The sequence below is a fragment of the Paracidovorax avenae ATCC 19860 genome, from assembly GCF_000176855.2.
GTDB lineage: Bacteria > Pseudomonadota > Gammaproteobacteria > Burkholderiales > Burkholderiaceae_C > Paracidovorax > Paracidovorax avenae.
Genome location: NC_015138.1, coordinates 4,056,547 through 4,070,791, shown reverse-complemented (window position 1 = coordinate 4,070,791; position 14,245 = coordinate 4,056,547). Strand labels below are relative to the sequence as shown.

General features: G+C 68.9%; 13 protein-coding genes. 5 read left to right on the top strand and 8 right to left on the bottom strand.

The window, feature by feature from the left end:
• Window positions 1-105 precede the first annotated feature (105 nt).
• Together cgtA and proB are read left to right on the top strand one after the other, a co-directional pair.
• Window positions 106-1,179: an Obg family GTPase CgtA gene (cgtA, locus tag ACAV_RS17785; protein ID WP_013595974.1), complete on the top strand. Its 1,074-nt coding sequence runs from the start codon at window positions 106-108 to the stop codon at window positions 1,177-1,179.
• An 84-nt stretch (window positions 1,180-1,263) separates the two neighbouring features.
• Window positions 1,264-2,403: a glutamate 5-kinase gene (gene proB, locus ACAV_RS17780; RefSeq protein ID WP_013595973.1), complete on the top strand. Its 1,140-nt coding sequence runs from the start codon at window positions 1,264-1,266 to the stop codon at window positions 2,401-2,403.
• A 62-nt stretch (window positions 2,404-2,465) separates the two neighbouring features.
• Here the strand turns inward: proB and ACAV_RS17775 are convergent, their stop codons facing one another.
• Window positions 2,466-3,146, bottom strand: coding sequence for an RNA pyrophosphohydrolase (locus ACAV_RS17775; protein WP_013595972.1), 681 nt, complete (start codon window positions 3,144-3,146; stop codon window positions 2,466-2,468).
• A gap of 91 nt (window positions 3,147-3,237) precedes the next feature.
• Between ACAV_RS17775 and ACAV_RS17770 the strand changes: the two genes are divergently transcribed.
• Both ACAV_RS17770 and ACAV_RS17765 read left to right on the top strand, forming a co-directional pair.
• Window positions 3,238-4,983: a proline--tRNA ligase gene (locus ACAV_RS17770; RefSeq protein WP_013595971.1), complete on the top strand. Its 1,746-nt coding sequence runs from the start codon at window positions 3,238-3,240 to the stop codon at window positions 4,981-4,983.
• Window positions 4,980-5,660: a lytic transglycosylase domain-containing protein gene (locus ACAV_RS17765; protein ID WP_013595970.1), complete on the top strand. Its 681-nt coding sequence runs from the start codon at window positions 4,980-4,982 to the stop codon at window positions 5,658-5,660. Before ACAV_RS17770 ends, ACAV_RS17765 begins: the two co-directional genes overlap by 4 nt.
• A 19-nt stretch (window positions 5,661-5,679) precedes the next feature.
• On the opposite strand, the gene paeA is transcribed toward ACAV_RS17765, so the two are convergent.
• From paeA to hemA, 6 genes are all read right to left on the bottom strand, one after another.
• Window positions 5,680-7,020 (bottom strand): polyamine export protein PaeA, encoded by a 1,341-nt coding sequence (gene paeA / locus ACAV_RS17760; protein ID WP_049791130.1) that lies wholly within the window; start codon window positions 7,018-7,020, stop codon window positions 5,680-5,682.
• A gap of 184 nt (window positions 7,021-7,204) precedes the next feature.
• Window positions 7,205-8,215, bottom strand: coding sequence for an AAA family ATPase (locus tag ACAV_RS17755; RefSeq protein ID WP_013595968.1), 1,011 nt, complete (start codon window positions 8,213-8,215; stop codon window positions 7,205-7,207).
• 204 nt (window positions 8,216-8,419) lie between these two features.
• Window positions 8,420-8,752, bottom strand: coding sequence for a Grx4 family monothiol glutaredoxin (grxD, locus tag ACAV_RS17750; RefSeq protein WP_013595967.1), 333 nt, complete (start codon window positions 8,750-8,752; stop codon window positions 8,420-8,422).
• A 48-nt stretch (window positions 8,753-8,800) separates the two neighbouring features.
• Window positions 8,801-9,736, bottom strand: coding sequence for a peptide chain release factor N(5)-glutamine methyltransferase (gene prmC, locus ACAV_RS17745; RefSeq protein ID WP_013595966.1), 936 nt, complete (start codon window positions 9,734-9,736; stop codon window positions 8,801-8,803).
• 13 nt (window positions 9,737-9,749) lie between these two features.
• On the bottom strand, window positions 9,750-10,832 hold the full coding sequence (gene prfA, locus ACAV_RS17740) for a peptide chain release factor 1 (protein ID WP_013595965.1): 1,083 nt from the start codon (window positions 10,830-10,832) through the stop codon (window positions 9,750-9,752).
• A gap of 107 nt (window positions 10,833-10,939) precedes the next feature.
• On the bottom strand, window positions 10,940-12,238 hold the full coding sequence (hemA, locus tag ACAV_RS17735) for a glutamyl-tRNA reductase (RefSeq protein ID WP_013595964.1): 1,299 nt from the start codon (window positions 12,236-12,238) through the stop codon (window positions 10,940-10,942).
• An 81-nt stretch (window positions 12,239-12,319) separates the two neighbouring features.
• On the opposite strand from hemA, the gene ACAV_RS17730 reads away from it, so the two are divergent.
• Window positions 12,320-12,595: a hypothetical protein gene (locus tag ACAV_RS17730; RefSeq protein WP_013595963.1), complete on the top strand. Its 276-nt coding sequence runs from the start codon at window positions 12,320-12,322 to the stop codon at window positions 12,593-12,595.
• A gap of 6 nt (window positions 12,596-12,601) precedes the next feature.
• Here ACAV_RS17730 and ACAV_RS17725 read toward each other — a convergent pair whose 3' ends face one another.
• Window positions 12,602-14,164: an MFS transporter gene (locus ACAV_RS17725; protein ID WP_013595962.1), complete on the bottom strand. Its 1,563-nt coding sequence runs from the start codon at window positions 14,162-14,164 to the stop codon at window positions 12,602-12,604.
• Between the last annotated feature and the right edge of the window lie 81 nt (window positions 14,165-14,245).

The following is a 14,245-nucleotide window of genomic DNA, read 5'->3' as shown; positions in this document are numbered from 1 at the left end:
CAGTGAAGCCCCGACCTGTCGGGGCTTCGTCGTTTTGAGCTTCTGCGCCTCGGCGCGCGAGGGCTCCCGGCCGGGGCGGAATCCCCGTTTTTGTAAACTCTCTTCATGAAGTTCGTCGACGAAGCCTTTATTGACGTGGCCGCAGGGGATGGCGGCAACGGCTGTGTATCGTTCCGGCACGAGAAGTACAAGGAATTCGGCGGACCCAACGGAGGGGATGGCGGGCGCGGCGGGCATGTGTTCGCCGTGGCCGATCCGAGCCTGAACACGCTCGTGGACTACCGCTATTCCCGCCGGCACGAGGCCAAGCGCGGCGAACACGGCATGGGTTCCGACATGTTCGGCGCGGCAGGGGACGACATCACCCTCAAGATGCCGGTGGGCACCATCATCTCCGACGCGGAAACCGGCGAGGTGCTGTTCGAGCTGCTCAAGCCCGGCGAGACCATCACCATCGCCAAGGGGGGTGACGGCGGTTTCGGCAACATGCGCTTCAAGAGCGCGATCAACCGCGCGCCGCGCCAGAAGACGCCCGGCTGGCCGGGCGAGCGCCGCAACCTCAAGCTCGAGCTCAAGGTGCTGGCCGACGTGGGCCTGCTGGGCATGCCCAATGCGGGCAAGTCCACCTTCATCGCCGCCGTTTCCAATGCGCGGCCCAAGATCGCCGACTATCCCTTCACCACGCTGCACCCCAACCTGGGTGTGGTGCGGGTCGGCCCGGAGCAGAGCTTCGTGGTCGCGGACATCCCGGGGCTGATCGAAGGCGCCTCGGAAGGCGCCGGGCTGGGGCACCAGTTCCTGCGCCACCTGCAGCGCACCCGGCTGCTGCTGCACGTGGTGGACCTGGCGCCTTTCGACGAGGGCGTGGACCCGGTCGCGCAGGCTGCCGCGATCGTCGGCGAACTGCGCAAGTACGACGCCGAGCTCTATGAGAAGCCGCGCTGGCTGGTGCTCAACAAGCTCGACATGGTGCCGGGCGACGAGCGGGCCGCGCGCGTCAAGGATTTCGTGAAGCGCTTCCGCTGGAAGGGGCCGGTGTTCGAGATTTCGGCACTCACCCGCGAGGGCTGCGAACCCCTGATCCAGGCCATCTACCAGCATGTGCGCGCCCAGCAGCAGGCCGAGCAGGTGCAGGAAGTGGTCGATCCGCGCTTCGCGGGCGACGCGCCTTCGGAGTGACGGGCAGGGCCGCCATCCCCCGGTGGGTGGCGGCACGGGAGCCGTCGTGGCGGCTGGCGCTAGGTACAAAAAAGACGGGGATACATGGTTTCGAGCATATTGCGAGATGCGCGCCGCATCGTGATCAAGGTGGGTTCCAGCCTGGTGACGAACGAGGGCCGGGGGCTGGACGAGACGGCCATCACCGAATGGAGCCGGCAGATGGCCGCGCTGGTGAACGGATCCGGCGGCCCGCGGCGCGAGGTCATCATGGTGTCCAGTGGCGCGATTGCCGAGGGCATGAAGCGCCTGGGCTGGTCCACGCGCCCGAGCGAGATCCATGAACTGCAGGCTGCTGCCGCCGTCGGCCAGATGGGGCTCGCGCAGATGTACGAGACCAAGCTGCGCGAACAGGGGCTGGGCAGCGCCCAGGTGCTGCTGACCCATGCGGATCTCGCGGACCGCGAGCGCTACCTGAACGCGCGCTCCACGTTGCTCACGCTGCTGCGCCTCGGCGTGGTGCCCGTCATCAACGAGAACGACACGGTGGTCACCGACGAGATCAAGTTCGGCGACAACGACACCCTGGGCGCGCTGGTCGCGAACCTCGTGGAGGCCGATGCGCTGGTCATCCTGACGGACCAGAAGGGCCTCTACACGGCGGATCCGCGGCGCGATCCGCATGCGCAGTTCGTGCACGAGGCGGCGGCCGGCGATCCTTCCTTGGAGGCGATGGCGGGCGGCGTGGGCTCCAGCATCGGCCGCGGGGGCATGATCACCAAGATCATCGCGGCCAAGCGCGCGGCCGGCTCGGGGGCTTCCACGGTGATCGCCTGGGGGCGCGAGCCGGACGTGCTGCTGAGGCTCACGCAGGGCGAGGCCATCGGCACCCTGCTGGTGGCGCAGACCGCCAAGAAGCAGGCCCGCAAGCAGTGGATGGCCGACCACCTCCAGCTGCGCGGTGCCGTGACGGTGGACGTGGGCGCCGCTGCAAAGTTGCGGCAGGAAGGAAAGAGCCTGCTGCCGATCGGCATGGTCGCGGTGGAGGGCGAGTTCTCCCGGGGCGACGTGATCGCCGTGCGCGACCCGGCAGGCGCGGAAATCGCCCGCGGGCTCGCGAACTACGCCAGCGCCGAGGCGCGACTGCTGTGCCGCAGGCCGTCCTCGGAGTTCGAGCGGCTGCTGGGCTACAGCGCCGAACCGGAAATGGTGCACCGGGACAACCTGGTGCTGTCCGGCGGCTGAGCCAGCCCCGTCGCCAAAGCAGAAGGGCGCTCCATGGAGCGCCCTTTTTTTGTGCGGCCGTGTCAGCCGGCCGACTTCTGGATGCCGGGCATGCCCGGATCGCCATCCCCCGTCCGGGGATCGGGGTCGAAGCTGGCGCCCGGCGGCAGCTCCATGCCCGGATGGACCAGCAGGGAGGTGGTCCGCAGTTGCGTCGTGGTGCCGAGCGAGACCTCCGGAACGCCTTCGCGCTGGCGCATGCCGCTGCGCAGGTAGCGGTTGCGCTGGTCGTTGCGCGGCAGGAAGCGCGCCAGCTCGGTCAGGGCCATTTCATAGACGCCGCGCTTGAACTCCACGACGACGTCCAGCGGAACCCAGTAATCGTTCCAGCGCCAGGCATCGAACTCGGGGTGGTTGGTCGCCCGGAGGTTCAGATCCCAGTCGTGGCCGACGAGCTGGAGCAGGAACCAGATCTGCTTCTGGCCCTTGTAGTGGCCGCGTGCGTCACGGCGGATGTACCGGTCTGGCACCTCGTAGCGCAACCAGTCCCTTGTGCGGGCCACCACGCGGACGTGGCACGGCTGCAGCCCCACCTCCTCGTGCAGTTCACGGAACATGGCCTGCTCGGGAGTCTCCCCTCGATCAATGCCACCTTGCGGGAACTGCCAGCTGTGGGTGCGGATCCGCTTGCCCCAGAACACCTGGTTCCTCTGGTTGAGCAGGATGATGCCGACGTTGGGCCGAAAACCGTCCCGGTCGAGCATAATCTAACCCCAATTTTTAAAACTGTATCCATTATGCACGGGCATGGGTGCGCGGCAAGCGTACCGGCCCGGATGGTGAATTCCTCGTGCAATGAAAGCTTCCCAATTTTTCGTTTCCACCCTCAAGGAAGCCCCGGCGGACGCCGAGGTGGTGAGCCACAAGCTCATGACGCGCGCCGGGCTCATCAAGAAGCTGGGCGCCGGCATCTACAACTACATGCCCATGGGCCTGCGCGTGATCCGGAAGGTGGAGGCCATCGTGCGCGAGGAAATGAACCGCGCCGGGGCTGTCGAGGTCACGATGCCCGTGGTGCAGCCCGCGGAGTTCTGGCAGGAGACGGGCCGGTTCGACAAGATGGGACCCGAGCTGCTGCGCATCCGGGACCGCCACGGCCGCGACTTCGTCGTGCAGCCGACCAGCGAGGAAGTGGTCACTGACATCGCGCGCCAGGAGCTGCGCAGCTACAAGCAGCTGCCCAAGAATCTCTACCAGATCCAGACCAAGTTCCGCGACGAGCGCCGCCCGCGCTTCGGGCTGATGCGTGGCCGCGAGTTCATCATGAAGGACGCCTATTCCTTCGACCGCGACCAGGCCGCGGCCAAGGCCAGCTACCAGGTGATGGCGCAAGCCTATCGCCGCATCTTCGACCGGTTCGGCCTCACCTACCGTGCGGTCGCCGCCGACAGCGGCGCGATCGGCGGCGACCTGAGCGAGGAGTTCCAGGTGATCGCTGCCACGGGCGAGGATGCGATCGTCTATTGCCCGCAGAGCGACTACGCGGCGAACATGGAGAAGGCCGAGGCGCTGCCGCCGCAGGGCGCGCGCGGCGCTGCGTCGCAGGCGCTCGCCAGGACCGCCACGCCCGGCAAGAGCACCTGCGCCGATGTCGCGCAACTGCTCGGCGTGCCGCTGCAGGCGACCGTGAAATCGCTGGTGCTCGCCACCGATGAAACGAATGAATCCGGCGAGATCGTCCGCAGCCAGGTCTGGCTGCTGCTGTTGCGCGGCGACCACGACATGAACGAGATCAAGGTCGGCAAGGTGCCCGGCCTGGATGCAGGCTTTCGCTTCGCCACCGTGGGCGAGATCGAGGACCATTTCGGCTGCAAGCCGGGCTACCTGGGCCCGCTGAACCTGCGCCAGCCCGTGAAGCTCGTGGTGGACCGCGAGGTGGCGGTCATGGCCGACTGGATCTGCGGTGCCAACGAGGTGGACTTCCACATGACCGGCGTGAACTGGGGCCGCGACCTGCCCGAGCCTGACGTGGTGGCCGACCTGCGCAATGTCGTGGCGGGCGATCCGTCCCCGGACGGCAAGGGCGCGCTGGCGATCGAGCGCGGCATCGAGGTGGGCCACGTGTTCTACCTGGGCACCAAGTACAGCCGTGCCATGAACGCGACCTTCCTCGGCGAGGACGGCAAGCCGGCCTTCTTCGAGATGGGCTGCTACGGCATCGGCATTACCCGCCTGCCCGCGGCGGCCATCGAGCAGAACCACGATGAGCGTGGCATCATCTGGCCGGACGCGATCGCGCCGTTCACGGTGGTGGTGTGCCCGATCGGCATGGACCGCAGCGAAGAGGTGCGCGCGGCGGCCGAGAAGCTGCATGCCGACCTGCTCGCAGCCGGCGTGGACGTGATCCTGGACGACCGCGGCGAGCGCCCGGGCGCGATGTTCGCCGACTGGGAACTCATCGGCGTGCCGCACCGCGTGGTGCTGTCCGACCGGGGCCTCAAGGAAGGCCAGGTCGAGTACCAGCACCGCCGGGACGCGGCGGCGACCAAGGTGGCGTCGGCCGATATCTTTGCCTTCATCAAGGATCGAATCAAGGTATGAACTGGGGTGGTGGGGTGAGGGGCGGGACGCCCGGCAGGGGCCTGTCCCGGCGGGCGTGCGTGCTGGCCGGTGCGTCCTCAGGATTGGCCGGGTGGCTCGGCGTGCCTGCGACCGCCCATGCGGGCGGGCAGCTGGAAGAGCCGCTCATGGATTCGGTGCGCACCGCGCTCACGTCCGCGATCGCCAACCAGGCACCGCCCGAGCCGAATTTCTCGACCACGGAAGCCCGCCTGCACTACCTGCGCTGGCTCGGCACCATGAGCGACCGCCTGCGGCGCCGCAAGCCGGACTGGGAAGTGCGCCGCGACTTCCTGCAGACCGTGTGGTATGAGTCCAAGCGCGCGGGCCTCGATGTTTCGCTCGTGCTCGGACTCGTGCAGGTGGAGAGCGCGTTCCGCAAGTACGCCGTCTCCAGCGTGGGCGCGCGCGGCTACATGCAGGTGATGCCGTTCTGGACGCGCGTCATCGGCGATGGCGATGCGAGCAAGCTGTTCCACATGCAGACCAACCTGCGCTTCGGCTGCGTGATCCTGCGCCACTACCTGGACCGCGAGCGCGGCGACCTGTTCATGACGCTCGGTCGCTACAACGGCAGCCGCGGGCGTTCGCCGTACCCGGATGCGGTGTTCGCGGCGCAGCGCAACTGGCTGTTCGAGGAGCGCGTCCGGTCCGCCTGAGCGGGCCGATGCGTGGCGTTCAGCTGCCCGGTGCCGGCGCTGCCGGCCCGGGGCCTGCCGGGTGCGCACCACCTTCCTGCAGGCGCGACACCATGATCTGGTCGATGCGATAGCTGTCCACGTCCAGCACCTCGAACTTGTAGCCGCCCCAGTTCACGCTGTCCGTGCGGCGGGGCACGCGGCGCAGCATCACCATGAGGAAGCCCGCCAGGGTCTCGTACTCGCCGGCATGGGGCAGTTCGTCGAGGTGCAGGGCCCGCAGCACGTCGCCCACGGGCGTCACGCCGTCGATCAGCCAGGAGTTCTCGTCGCGCCGGACGATCTGCTCCTCGTCGTCCGGGCCGATCAGGTCGCCCATCACCGTGCTCATCACGTCGTTCAGGGTGACGACGCCCACGACGAGGCTGTACTCGTTGACGATCACGGCGAAGTCCTCGTGCACTTGGCGGAACTGGTCCAGCACCTCGGCCAGCGAAAGGCGGTCGGGCACGATCAGCACCTTGTGCACGAGGCCTTCGTCCTTCAGGGAGATGGGCTGGTTGTTCAGCACGCGCTGGAAGAGGTCCTTGGCATCGACGTAGCCGACCACGTGGTCGATGTCGCCCTCGCACACCGGGTAGGTGGAGAAGGGCTCCGCCGCGATGCGCGCGCGGATAAGCTGGTCCGGGTCGTCGCGCAGGAAGAAGGCGATCCGGTCGCGCGGCGACATGGCGCTGCTCACGGGTCGGGAGTCGAGTTCGAACACGTTCTCGATCACCTGCTGCTCGCGGGCCGCCAGCACGCCGGCCCGGGTGCCGGCCTCCATCATGGCCAGGATGTCGTCGGACGTGATGCGGTCGTCGCGCAGTGACGACAGGCCGAGCACGCGGAACAGCAGGTCGGCGGCGCGGCTGTAGAGCCAGACGACGGGCCGCAGCACCGCCATGAGAACCGCCATTGGCCGCGCGACGACCACGGCGAGGCGCTCGGAGTTGACCATGCCCAGGCGCTTGGGGAACAGGTCGGCGAACAGGATGAAGAGCGAGGTGATGGTGAGGAACGACGCCAGGAAGCCGAAGGTCTCGGCGCGCGCGTCGCTGAGCCAGAGCTGGAGCAGGGCGGTGAAGTGGGGGCTGAGCGCGCCTTCGCCGACGATGCCGCCGAGGATGGCCACCGCGTTCTGGCCCACCTGCACCACCGTGAAGTAGTCGCCCGGCTGTTCCTGCATGCGCATGACGCTCTCGGCGCGCGCCTCGCCTTCGTCGGCGAGCTGGCGCAGGCGCAACCGGCGTGAGGCGGCCAGGGAGATCTCGGCGACGGAGAAAAAGGCGCTGGCCACGATGAGGAGGCCGATGAGGAAGAAACTTTGCGACAGGGTCATGGGACGGGCGGGCGCCGCCATGGATGTGTCGTGTGAAGGGCCGTGCGCCAGCGTCCCGAGTGTACGCGGGCCGTGCGGGCGCGGCCGTGCGGAACAGTCCAGCCGGCTTGCGCGGCGGATCAGCGGGGCATGCGGCGCGCGGCGGCCCCTCCGCCGTGCCCGCACGCCGTGCAGGAAGGGCCGGCTATTGCACGAAACCCATGCGCGGCTTGCCGGACGCGCCGCGCGGCAGGTCGGCCACCTCGACGGTGGAGCGGTGCTGCAGCCGCGCGTTGCCGAAGCCCGTCATGAGTGCCCGGCGCATCTCGCGCGGGGGCATCTGCGCCAGGATGTCCAGCACGTCGGCCTGGGGTTCGGGGTCGATCAGCCGGCCCCAGTCGTGGCCCTCGCGGATGCCCTGGTAGAGGTTGCGCGCGATGGTGCGGGCCTGCTCGGGCGAGGGCGCCTGGACCTCGAACACGTTCATGCGGTTGAGGATGGGGTCGGGGATGCCGCGCTCGTCGTTGGCGGTGGTGATCCAGATCACCTGGCTGGCGTCGATGGCGATTTCCGCGAACTCGTCGGTGAAGCTCTGGGCCGTGTCGTGTTCCAGCAGGCCGTAGAGGGCGCCCAGCGGGTCGTACTGCGCATCGGGGGCGGCCTTGTCGATCTCGTCCACCACGATGACGGGGTTGGCGTATTCGCCATCCACCAGAGCCTCGAACACCTTGCCGGGGCGCGCGCCCTTCCATTGCGAGGACGAGCCCGAAAGCAGCCATCCGGCGGTCATGGAACTCATGGGCACGAGGTTCATGCCGGTGCCCAGCAGTTCTGCCAGCTGGCGCGCGAAGTGGGTCTTGCCGATGCCGGGCGGGCCCAGCAGCAGCATGGGCGTGACCTCCAGGCCATCGCGGCTGTCCTGCGCGAGGGCGACGTGGCGCTTCACGTCGTCGAGCACGTCGGTGAAATTGGGAAGCTGCCCGTAGAGCCCCGCCATGTCGGGCACGCCCGAGGGCTTGACCTGGAAGCGTTCGGGCCCGCGTTCGAGCATGCGCTCGTACACGGCGCGCAGCGTTTCGTATTCACGCTGGCTGCCGGCGTCCTGGAGCCGGGCGAGCTTGCGCTCCACATCGCCGGGCCGGAACACGTTGCGCAATTGGGCCACCGGCAGGCCCATCGAAGGCGATTGCGGGACAAGGCTGTGTGTCGTCGTCATGGCGCGCTCCTGGTTCGTTGGAGTGAAAGGGCACGCAACCATTCAAGCACACAACATGCCGGGTTCCAAAGATGGAAAAACCCCGTCAACCGGTAGCAGTTGTCCGACAGCCACGCCCCATGGGCCGCGCACCTTCGCGGGCATGAAAAAGCCGCCCGGAGGCGGCTGGGGAGGCGGGACGGCCGCAGGCCGCCTGCCGGGGGCTCAGGCCTGCGCCTGGCCGCCGAGCACCTGCTGCAGTTCGCCGGATTCGTACATCTCCATCATGATGTCGGAGCCGCCGATGAACTCGCCCTTCACGTACAGCTGCGGGATGGTGGGCCAGTTGCTGTATTCCTTGATGCCCTGGCGGATCTCCTGGTCTTCCAGCACGTTCACCGTGGCCACGGCCTTGGGGTCCACGCCGCAGGCCTTGAGGATCTGGATGGCGCGGCCCGAGAAGCCGCACATCGGGAAGCTGGCGCTGCCCTTCATGAACAGCAGGATGTCGTTGGACTTGACGAGGGCGTCGATGCGTTGCTGGGTGTTGTCGCTCATGGGTTGCTCCTGTAAGGGGCCGCGGTCGGGCGGCCATGGGGGATTATTTCACTGCGGCCCCGAAGAGGGAGGCATGCACCATGTGGAGGCATGCGCCGGGGTTTCCAGGGGGCTGGCTGCGGCAGGCGCGCCGGGCATGCGTCCGCCGGTGCAGCGCGCATGGCCGGCGAGGTCGGCGCGGCTCTGCACCTCGGCATAGCCCGCGCTGCGCAGCAGCGCCTGCACGGCCTGTGCCTGGTTCCAGCCGTGCTCCAGCAGCAGCCATCCGCCCGGCGCCAGGCGGCTGGCAGACTGCACGACGATGGTGCGTATGTCGTCCAGACCGTCCGGCCCGCTCGCCAGGGCCTGCCGCGGCTCGTGCACCAGGGCCGCCAGGTGTGGATCGTCTTCTTCGATGTAGGGTGGGTTGGACACGACAGCGTCGAAGGGGCCGGAGATGCCGTCCAGCCAGCTCGTGCGGACGAAGTCCACGGGCAGATGCAGCCGCTGCGCGTTGGCCCGGGCGACCGCGAGCGCGTCCGCGCTGGCATCCACGGCCAGCACCACCTGCGCGCCGGGCAGCCCGTGCCGCAGTGCCAGGGCGATGGCGCCGCTGCCCGTGCCCAGGTCCGCCACGCGCGGCGCGGGCAGGGGCTGCAGGACCTCCAGGGCCCAGTCCACCAGCGTTTCGGTATCCGGGCGCGGGTCGAGCACGCGCGCATCCACCTGCAGCGGCAGGCCGTAGAACTCCTTGCGGCCCGTCAGGTAGGCCACGGGTTCGCCGGCCTGCCGGCGCGCGCAAAGGGCCTGGAAGCCCTCCTGCCCGGCGGTGGACAGCCGGTCCCCGTCATGGGCGAGCAGCCAGGCGCGGCCGGCATCGGGGCGACCCAGCAGGTGCAGCAGCAGCATCTGCGCATCGATGCGCGCGAGGCCGAGGGCTTGTGCATGCGCGAGGGCCTGGGCGATCGTCACGGGCTCCGGAGGGGGGGCAACGGCGTCTTTCATGGCGCGATGGACATCAGGCCGCCGATTCCAGCTCGGCCAGCAGTTCGGCTTCCCGCGCGTGGCGCAGGGCGTCCAGCACCTCGCCCAGGTCGCCTTCCATGATGGCGAGCAGCTTGTAGAGCGTGAGGTTGATGCGGTGGTCGGTAAGGCGGCCCTGGGGGAAGTTGTAGGTGCGGATGCGGTCGGAGCGGTCGCCCGAGCCCACGAGGCCCTTGCGCAGCGCGGCCTCCTTGGCGGCGCGCTCGCTGCGTTCCTTTTCCTGGATGCGCGCCTGCAGCACCTGCAGCGCCTTGGCCTTGTTGCTGTGCTGGCTGCGGCCGTCCTGGCATTCGGCCACGATGCCGGTGGGCAGGTGGACCACGCGCACGGCGGAGTCGGTCTTGTTGATGTGCTGGCCGCCCGCGCCGCTGGCGCGGAAGGTGTCGATGCGCAGGTCGGCCGGGTTCAGCGTGATCGCCTGCTGCTCGTCGGGCTCGGGCATCACGGCCACGGTGCAGGCGCTGGTGTGGATGCGGCCCTGGGTCTCGGTGGCGGGCACCCGCTGCACGCGGTGGCCGCCGGATTCGAAGCGCAGAGCGCCATAGACGCCGTCGCCTTCCACGCGCAGCACGACTTCCTTGTAGCCGCCGATCTCGTTGTCGCTGGCGCTCAGGATCTCCACCTTCCAGCCGGCCGTGGCCGCGTAGCGCGTGTACATGCGGGCCAGGTCGCCCGCGAACAGCGCGGACTCGTCGCCGCCCGTGCCGGCGCGGATTTCCAGGAAGGCGTTGCGCGCCTCGTCGGGGTCGCGGGGCAGCAGCAGGCGCTGCAGCTCGTCCTCCAGCTGCACCAGCTCGGCTTCGGCGGCGGAAATTTCTTCCCGGGCCATGTCGGCCATGTCCGGGTCGTCCAGCATCTCGCGCGCGCCGGCCAGGTCGGCCTCGCGCTGGCGGTAGCGCGCATAGCGGCCAGCGATCTGCGTCACCTCGGCGTGCTCGCGCGAGATGGTGCGGTACTGGGCCATGTCGGACATGATGTCCTCGCGCGAGAGCAGGAAGTCGAGCTCTTCGAGGCGTTGGGCGTAGCGCTCCAGCTGGCTTCTGAGGAAGGGTTTCATTCGGGGGAGAGAGGATGGCTGCGGTCGTTGTTCGCAGACCGGGGCATCCGGGTGCGGATGCGGGAGGCCAGAGAGGGTGAGGCTTGGCGGCAGGGCGGCGGGCGCCGCTACAGGCCGCTCTTGGACTGCGAGCGCAGGAACAGGCGGGAGACGGTCTGGGCCGTCTGGGCGCGCGTGTCGGCATCGCCCGCGCGCAGCTCGGCCAGGGTGCCGTGCAGCATCTTCTGCGTGAGGCCGCGCGAGAGCGCTTCCAGCACGGCGTCCATGTCCTCGCCCCTGGCGATGAGCTTCTTGGCGCGTGCGATCTCCAGCGCACGCCATTCGTCGGCCTGGGCGTGGATCTGCTGGATGAGCGGCACCACGCCGCCCACGGGGCTGCGCTGGTCCATCCAGTGCATGAAGCTCTGCACGCCCGCGTCGATGATGGCCTCGGCCTGCGCTACGGCCGCCTGGCGGCTGGCCTGCGCGGTCTGCACGACGCTGGCGAGGTCGTCCACGGTGTAGAGGTAGATGTCCTCGAGCGCCTTCACCTCGGGCTCGATGTCGCGCGGCACGGCCAGGTCGACCATGAACATGGGGCGGTGGCGGCGTTTTTTGAGCGCGCGCTCGACGGCGCCCAGGCCGATGATGGGCAGGCTGCTGGCCGTGCAACTGACCACGGCGTCGAACTCGTGCAGGCGGTCGGGCAGGTCGGCCAGCCGCATGACCTCGCCGCCGAAGCGGGAGGCGAGCTTTTCGCCGCGCTCCAGCGTGCGGTTGGCGATGGCGAGGCTCTTGGGATTCTTCGCAGCGAAGTGGGTGGCGGCGAGCTCGATCATCTCGCCCGCGCCCACGAAGAGGATGCGGATCTCCGTCAGGTCTTCGAACAGCTGCCCGGCCAGGCGCACGGCGGCGGCGGCCATGCTGATGCTGTGGGCGCCGATCTCGGTGCTGGTGCGCACTTCCTTGGCAACGGCGAAGCTGCGCTGGAAGAGCTGGTTGAGCGTGGTGCCGAGCGCGCCGGCCGTCTCTGCCGCGCGCACGGCGTCCTTCATCTGGCCGAGGATCTGGGCCTCGCCCAGCACCATGGAATCGAGCCCGCTGGCCACGCGGAACGCATGGCGCGCCACGAGGCTTTCCTCGAGCGTGTAGGAGTGCGAGCGCAGCAGCGAAGGGCTCACGCCGCCGCTGTGGGCGAGCCAGTCGAGCGTGTGGTCCAGCGCGGGTTGCTGGCCGGCGCAGTAGATCTCGGTGCGGTTGCAGGTGGAGAGGATGGCGGTTTCCACCTGCGGATGGCGCGTGGCGCCGCCCAGCGACTGGCGCAGGCCTTGCAGCGTGGGCGCGATCTGGTCGATGGCGAACGCAAAACGGCCGCGCAGATCGAGCGGCGCGGTCGTGTGGTTGATGCCGAGGGCCCAGACTGCCATAAGCGGTGATTATAAAATTTCCATCCCGCCCGTGTGCTTCCCGCAGCACAAGGGTCTTGATCTGCGTCATGCCCTTGCGCTATGGACCCGACTGCCGCCGCACTCCACCTGCTGAATTTCATGGCGCCTGCCCTCGGCGTGGCGCTGTTGCTGGCCTGCCTGGCTGCGCTTTGCTTTCGCGGGGCGCCTCGCAGCGTCGGTTTCGTGGGGCAGGTGGCCGCGGGCTTTGCCGTAGGCCTGGGGGTGTGCGTGGCCGGGCTGGTGCTGACGGGGCGGGACGGGAAGATGCTGACCTATGCCGCGCTGGTGGCGGCCTGCGGCACGGTGCAGTGGGTGTTGCTGCGCGGCTGGCGTTGAGCACTCTCAGTGCATGCCGCTGCCGCAGGGCTGAAGACCTCCCTGCGCCCGCCGGCCTCTCAGCACCGCGAGGCTGAGCCCGGCCGTGATCCAGGCGGCCAGCCCTCCATACAGCATCACCCAGCCGAAGCCCTGGACCACGACCTCCTGCAATGGCACCATGCTCGCGCCCGGCAGGGAGTGGCCGGCCAGCAGTTGCTGCGCGCCGGCCAGGTCGCCCCCCGCGAGCCGCTGGGCCAACGCCTGCAGCAGGCCCGGTTCCACCGCCGGGCCCCACAGCCCGCGCAATGCGGCCTGTATGCCCGCCACCAGCACCAGGCCCATTACGGCGATGTGGATGACCAGCGTGATGAGGCGTGCGCTCACGTCCATGCCTGACGCCATGCCGGCGCGGTGCGGCGGCACCGAGGCGGTGGTCATGTTGGTGGCCGGCGTCGTGGTCAGTCCCAGCCCGATGCCTGCGACGAGCGCGCCGGGCAGCACGGTCCAGCTGCCCAGGTGGGCCAGCAGGCTGCCGCCCCACATCAGCATGAAGCCCAGCCCGATGACGAAGAGCCCGGAGGGGATCACCCAGGCCGCCTGGTAGCGCAGCAGCAGCCACTGGGCGACAGGCGGCATGACCAGGAACGGCACCGTATAGACCAGCAGCATCAGGCCGGTGGCCGTGGTGTCCAGGCCCACGCCGGCGCTGAAGTAGAAGGGCAGATAGATCATGAAGGGCCAGTAGCTGCAGTTCATGCCGACGCAGGCCAGGATGCCGCCAGAGAAGTCGCGGATCGCGAACACGGAGAAGTCGAACATCGGGCGGGGCTGGCTGCGCTCCACCGCGACGAATGCCGCCAGGCTGGCGGCGGCCAGGGTGGCCAGGCCGAGGACGGCAGGGCTCTTCCAGCCGAGGCTTTCGCCCTGCATGAGGAAGCCGGTGAAGCCGAGCACGGCCAGGGTCAGCGTGCCGAGGCCGGCCCAGTCCAGCCGGTGCTCCCGTGCCTGTGGGTCGCGGGATTCCGCCACGCCGGCGCGGATCAGGGCCAGCGTGAGCGCGGACAGCGGCACGTGCACGAGGAACACCCAGTGCCAGCTGGAGGCCCAGACGATGGCGCTGCCGGCCATGGGGCCGAAACCCAGCCCGACGCCGGCCACCACGCCCCAGACCGCGAAGGCGCGGCCCCGCTCCCGGCCGTCGGGAAACTGGTGCGAGAGGAGGGCGATGGAGCAGATGAACATCGCGCCGCCTGCGATGCCCTGCACCAGCCGGCCCAGGATGAGCACGGGCGTGGAGCCGGCCCATCCGCACCAGAGCGAAGCGAGGCCGAACGCCAGCACGCTGAGCATGAAGACGCGGCGGCGGCCATAGCGGTCCGCCAGGGTGCCGGTGGCCATCAGCACCGTGGTGCAGCCGATGGTGTAGGCATTCATGATCCATTGCAGGCCCTGGAAGTCGGCGTGCAGTTCCTGGTCCAGCACGGACAGGATCACGGGCACGCTGGAAATCTCCAGGCCGAACATCAGTGCGGAAAGGCAGATGGCGGCCAGCGCCAGGGCCTGGGATGTTGGACGGTGGGCAGGCATGGGATGGGTCTCCAGAAAGAAGGCCGGAAAGGCAGGTGCCATTCTGGAAAGACTGGCTTCATGATGCAAATGATTAAATAA

Excerpts from the sequence above, each read along its gene's own strand:
- ACAV_RS17725 (WP_013595962.1), bottom strand. The coding sequence starts at position 14,164 with ATGCCTGCCCACCGTCCAACATCCCAGGCCCTGGCGCTGGCCGCCATC.
- ACAV_RS17770 (WP_013595971.1), top strand. The coding sequence starts at position 3,238 with ATGAAAGCTTCCCAATTTTTCGTTTCCACCCTCAAGGAAGCCCCGGCG.
- paeA (WP_049791130.1), bottom strand. The coding sequence starts at position 7,020 with ATGACCCTGTCGCAAAGTTTCTTCCTCATCGGCCTCCTCATCGTGGCC.
- cgtA (WP_013595974.1), top strand. The coding sequence starts at position 106 with ATGAAGTTCGTCGACGAAGCCTTTATTGACGTGGCCGCAGGGGATGGC.
- ACAV_RS17765 (WP_013595970.1), top strand. The coding sequence starts at position 4,980 with ATGAACTGGGGTGGTGGGGTGAGGGGCGGGACGCCCGGCAGGGGCCTG.
- proB (WP_013595973.1), top strand. The coding sequence starts at position 1,264 with ATGGTTTCGAGCATATTGCGAGATGCGCGCCGCATCGTGATCAAGGTG.
- ACAV_RS17755 (WP_013595968.1), bottom strand. The coding sequence starts at position 8,215 with ATGACGACGACACACAGCCTTGTCCCGCAATCGCCTTCGATGGGCCTG.
- grxD (WP_013595967.1), bottom strand. The coding sequence starts at position 8,752 with ATGAGCGACAACACCCAGCAACGCATCGACGCCCTCGTCAAGTCCAAC.
- ACAV_RS17775 (WP_013595972.1), bottom strand. The coding sequence starts at position 3,146 with ATGCTCGACCGGGACGGTTTTCGGCCCAACGTCGGCATCATCCTGCTC.
- hemA (WP_013595964.1), bottom strand. The coding sequence starts at position 12,238 with ATGGCAGTCTGGGCCCTCGGCATCAACCACACGACCGCGCCGCTCGAT.
- prfA (WP_013595965.1), bottom strand. The coding sequence starts at position 10,832 with ATGAAACCCTTCCTCAGAAGCCAGCTGGAGCGCTACGCCCAACGCCTC.
- prmC (WP_013595966.1), bottom strand. The coding sequence starts at position 9,736 with ATGAAAGACGCCGTTGCCCCCCCTCCGGAGCCCGTGACGATCGCCCAG.
- ACAV_RS17730 (WP_013595963.1), top strand. The coding sequence starts at position 12,320 with ATGGACCCGACTGCCGCCGCACTCCACCTGCTGAATTTCATGGCGCCT.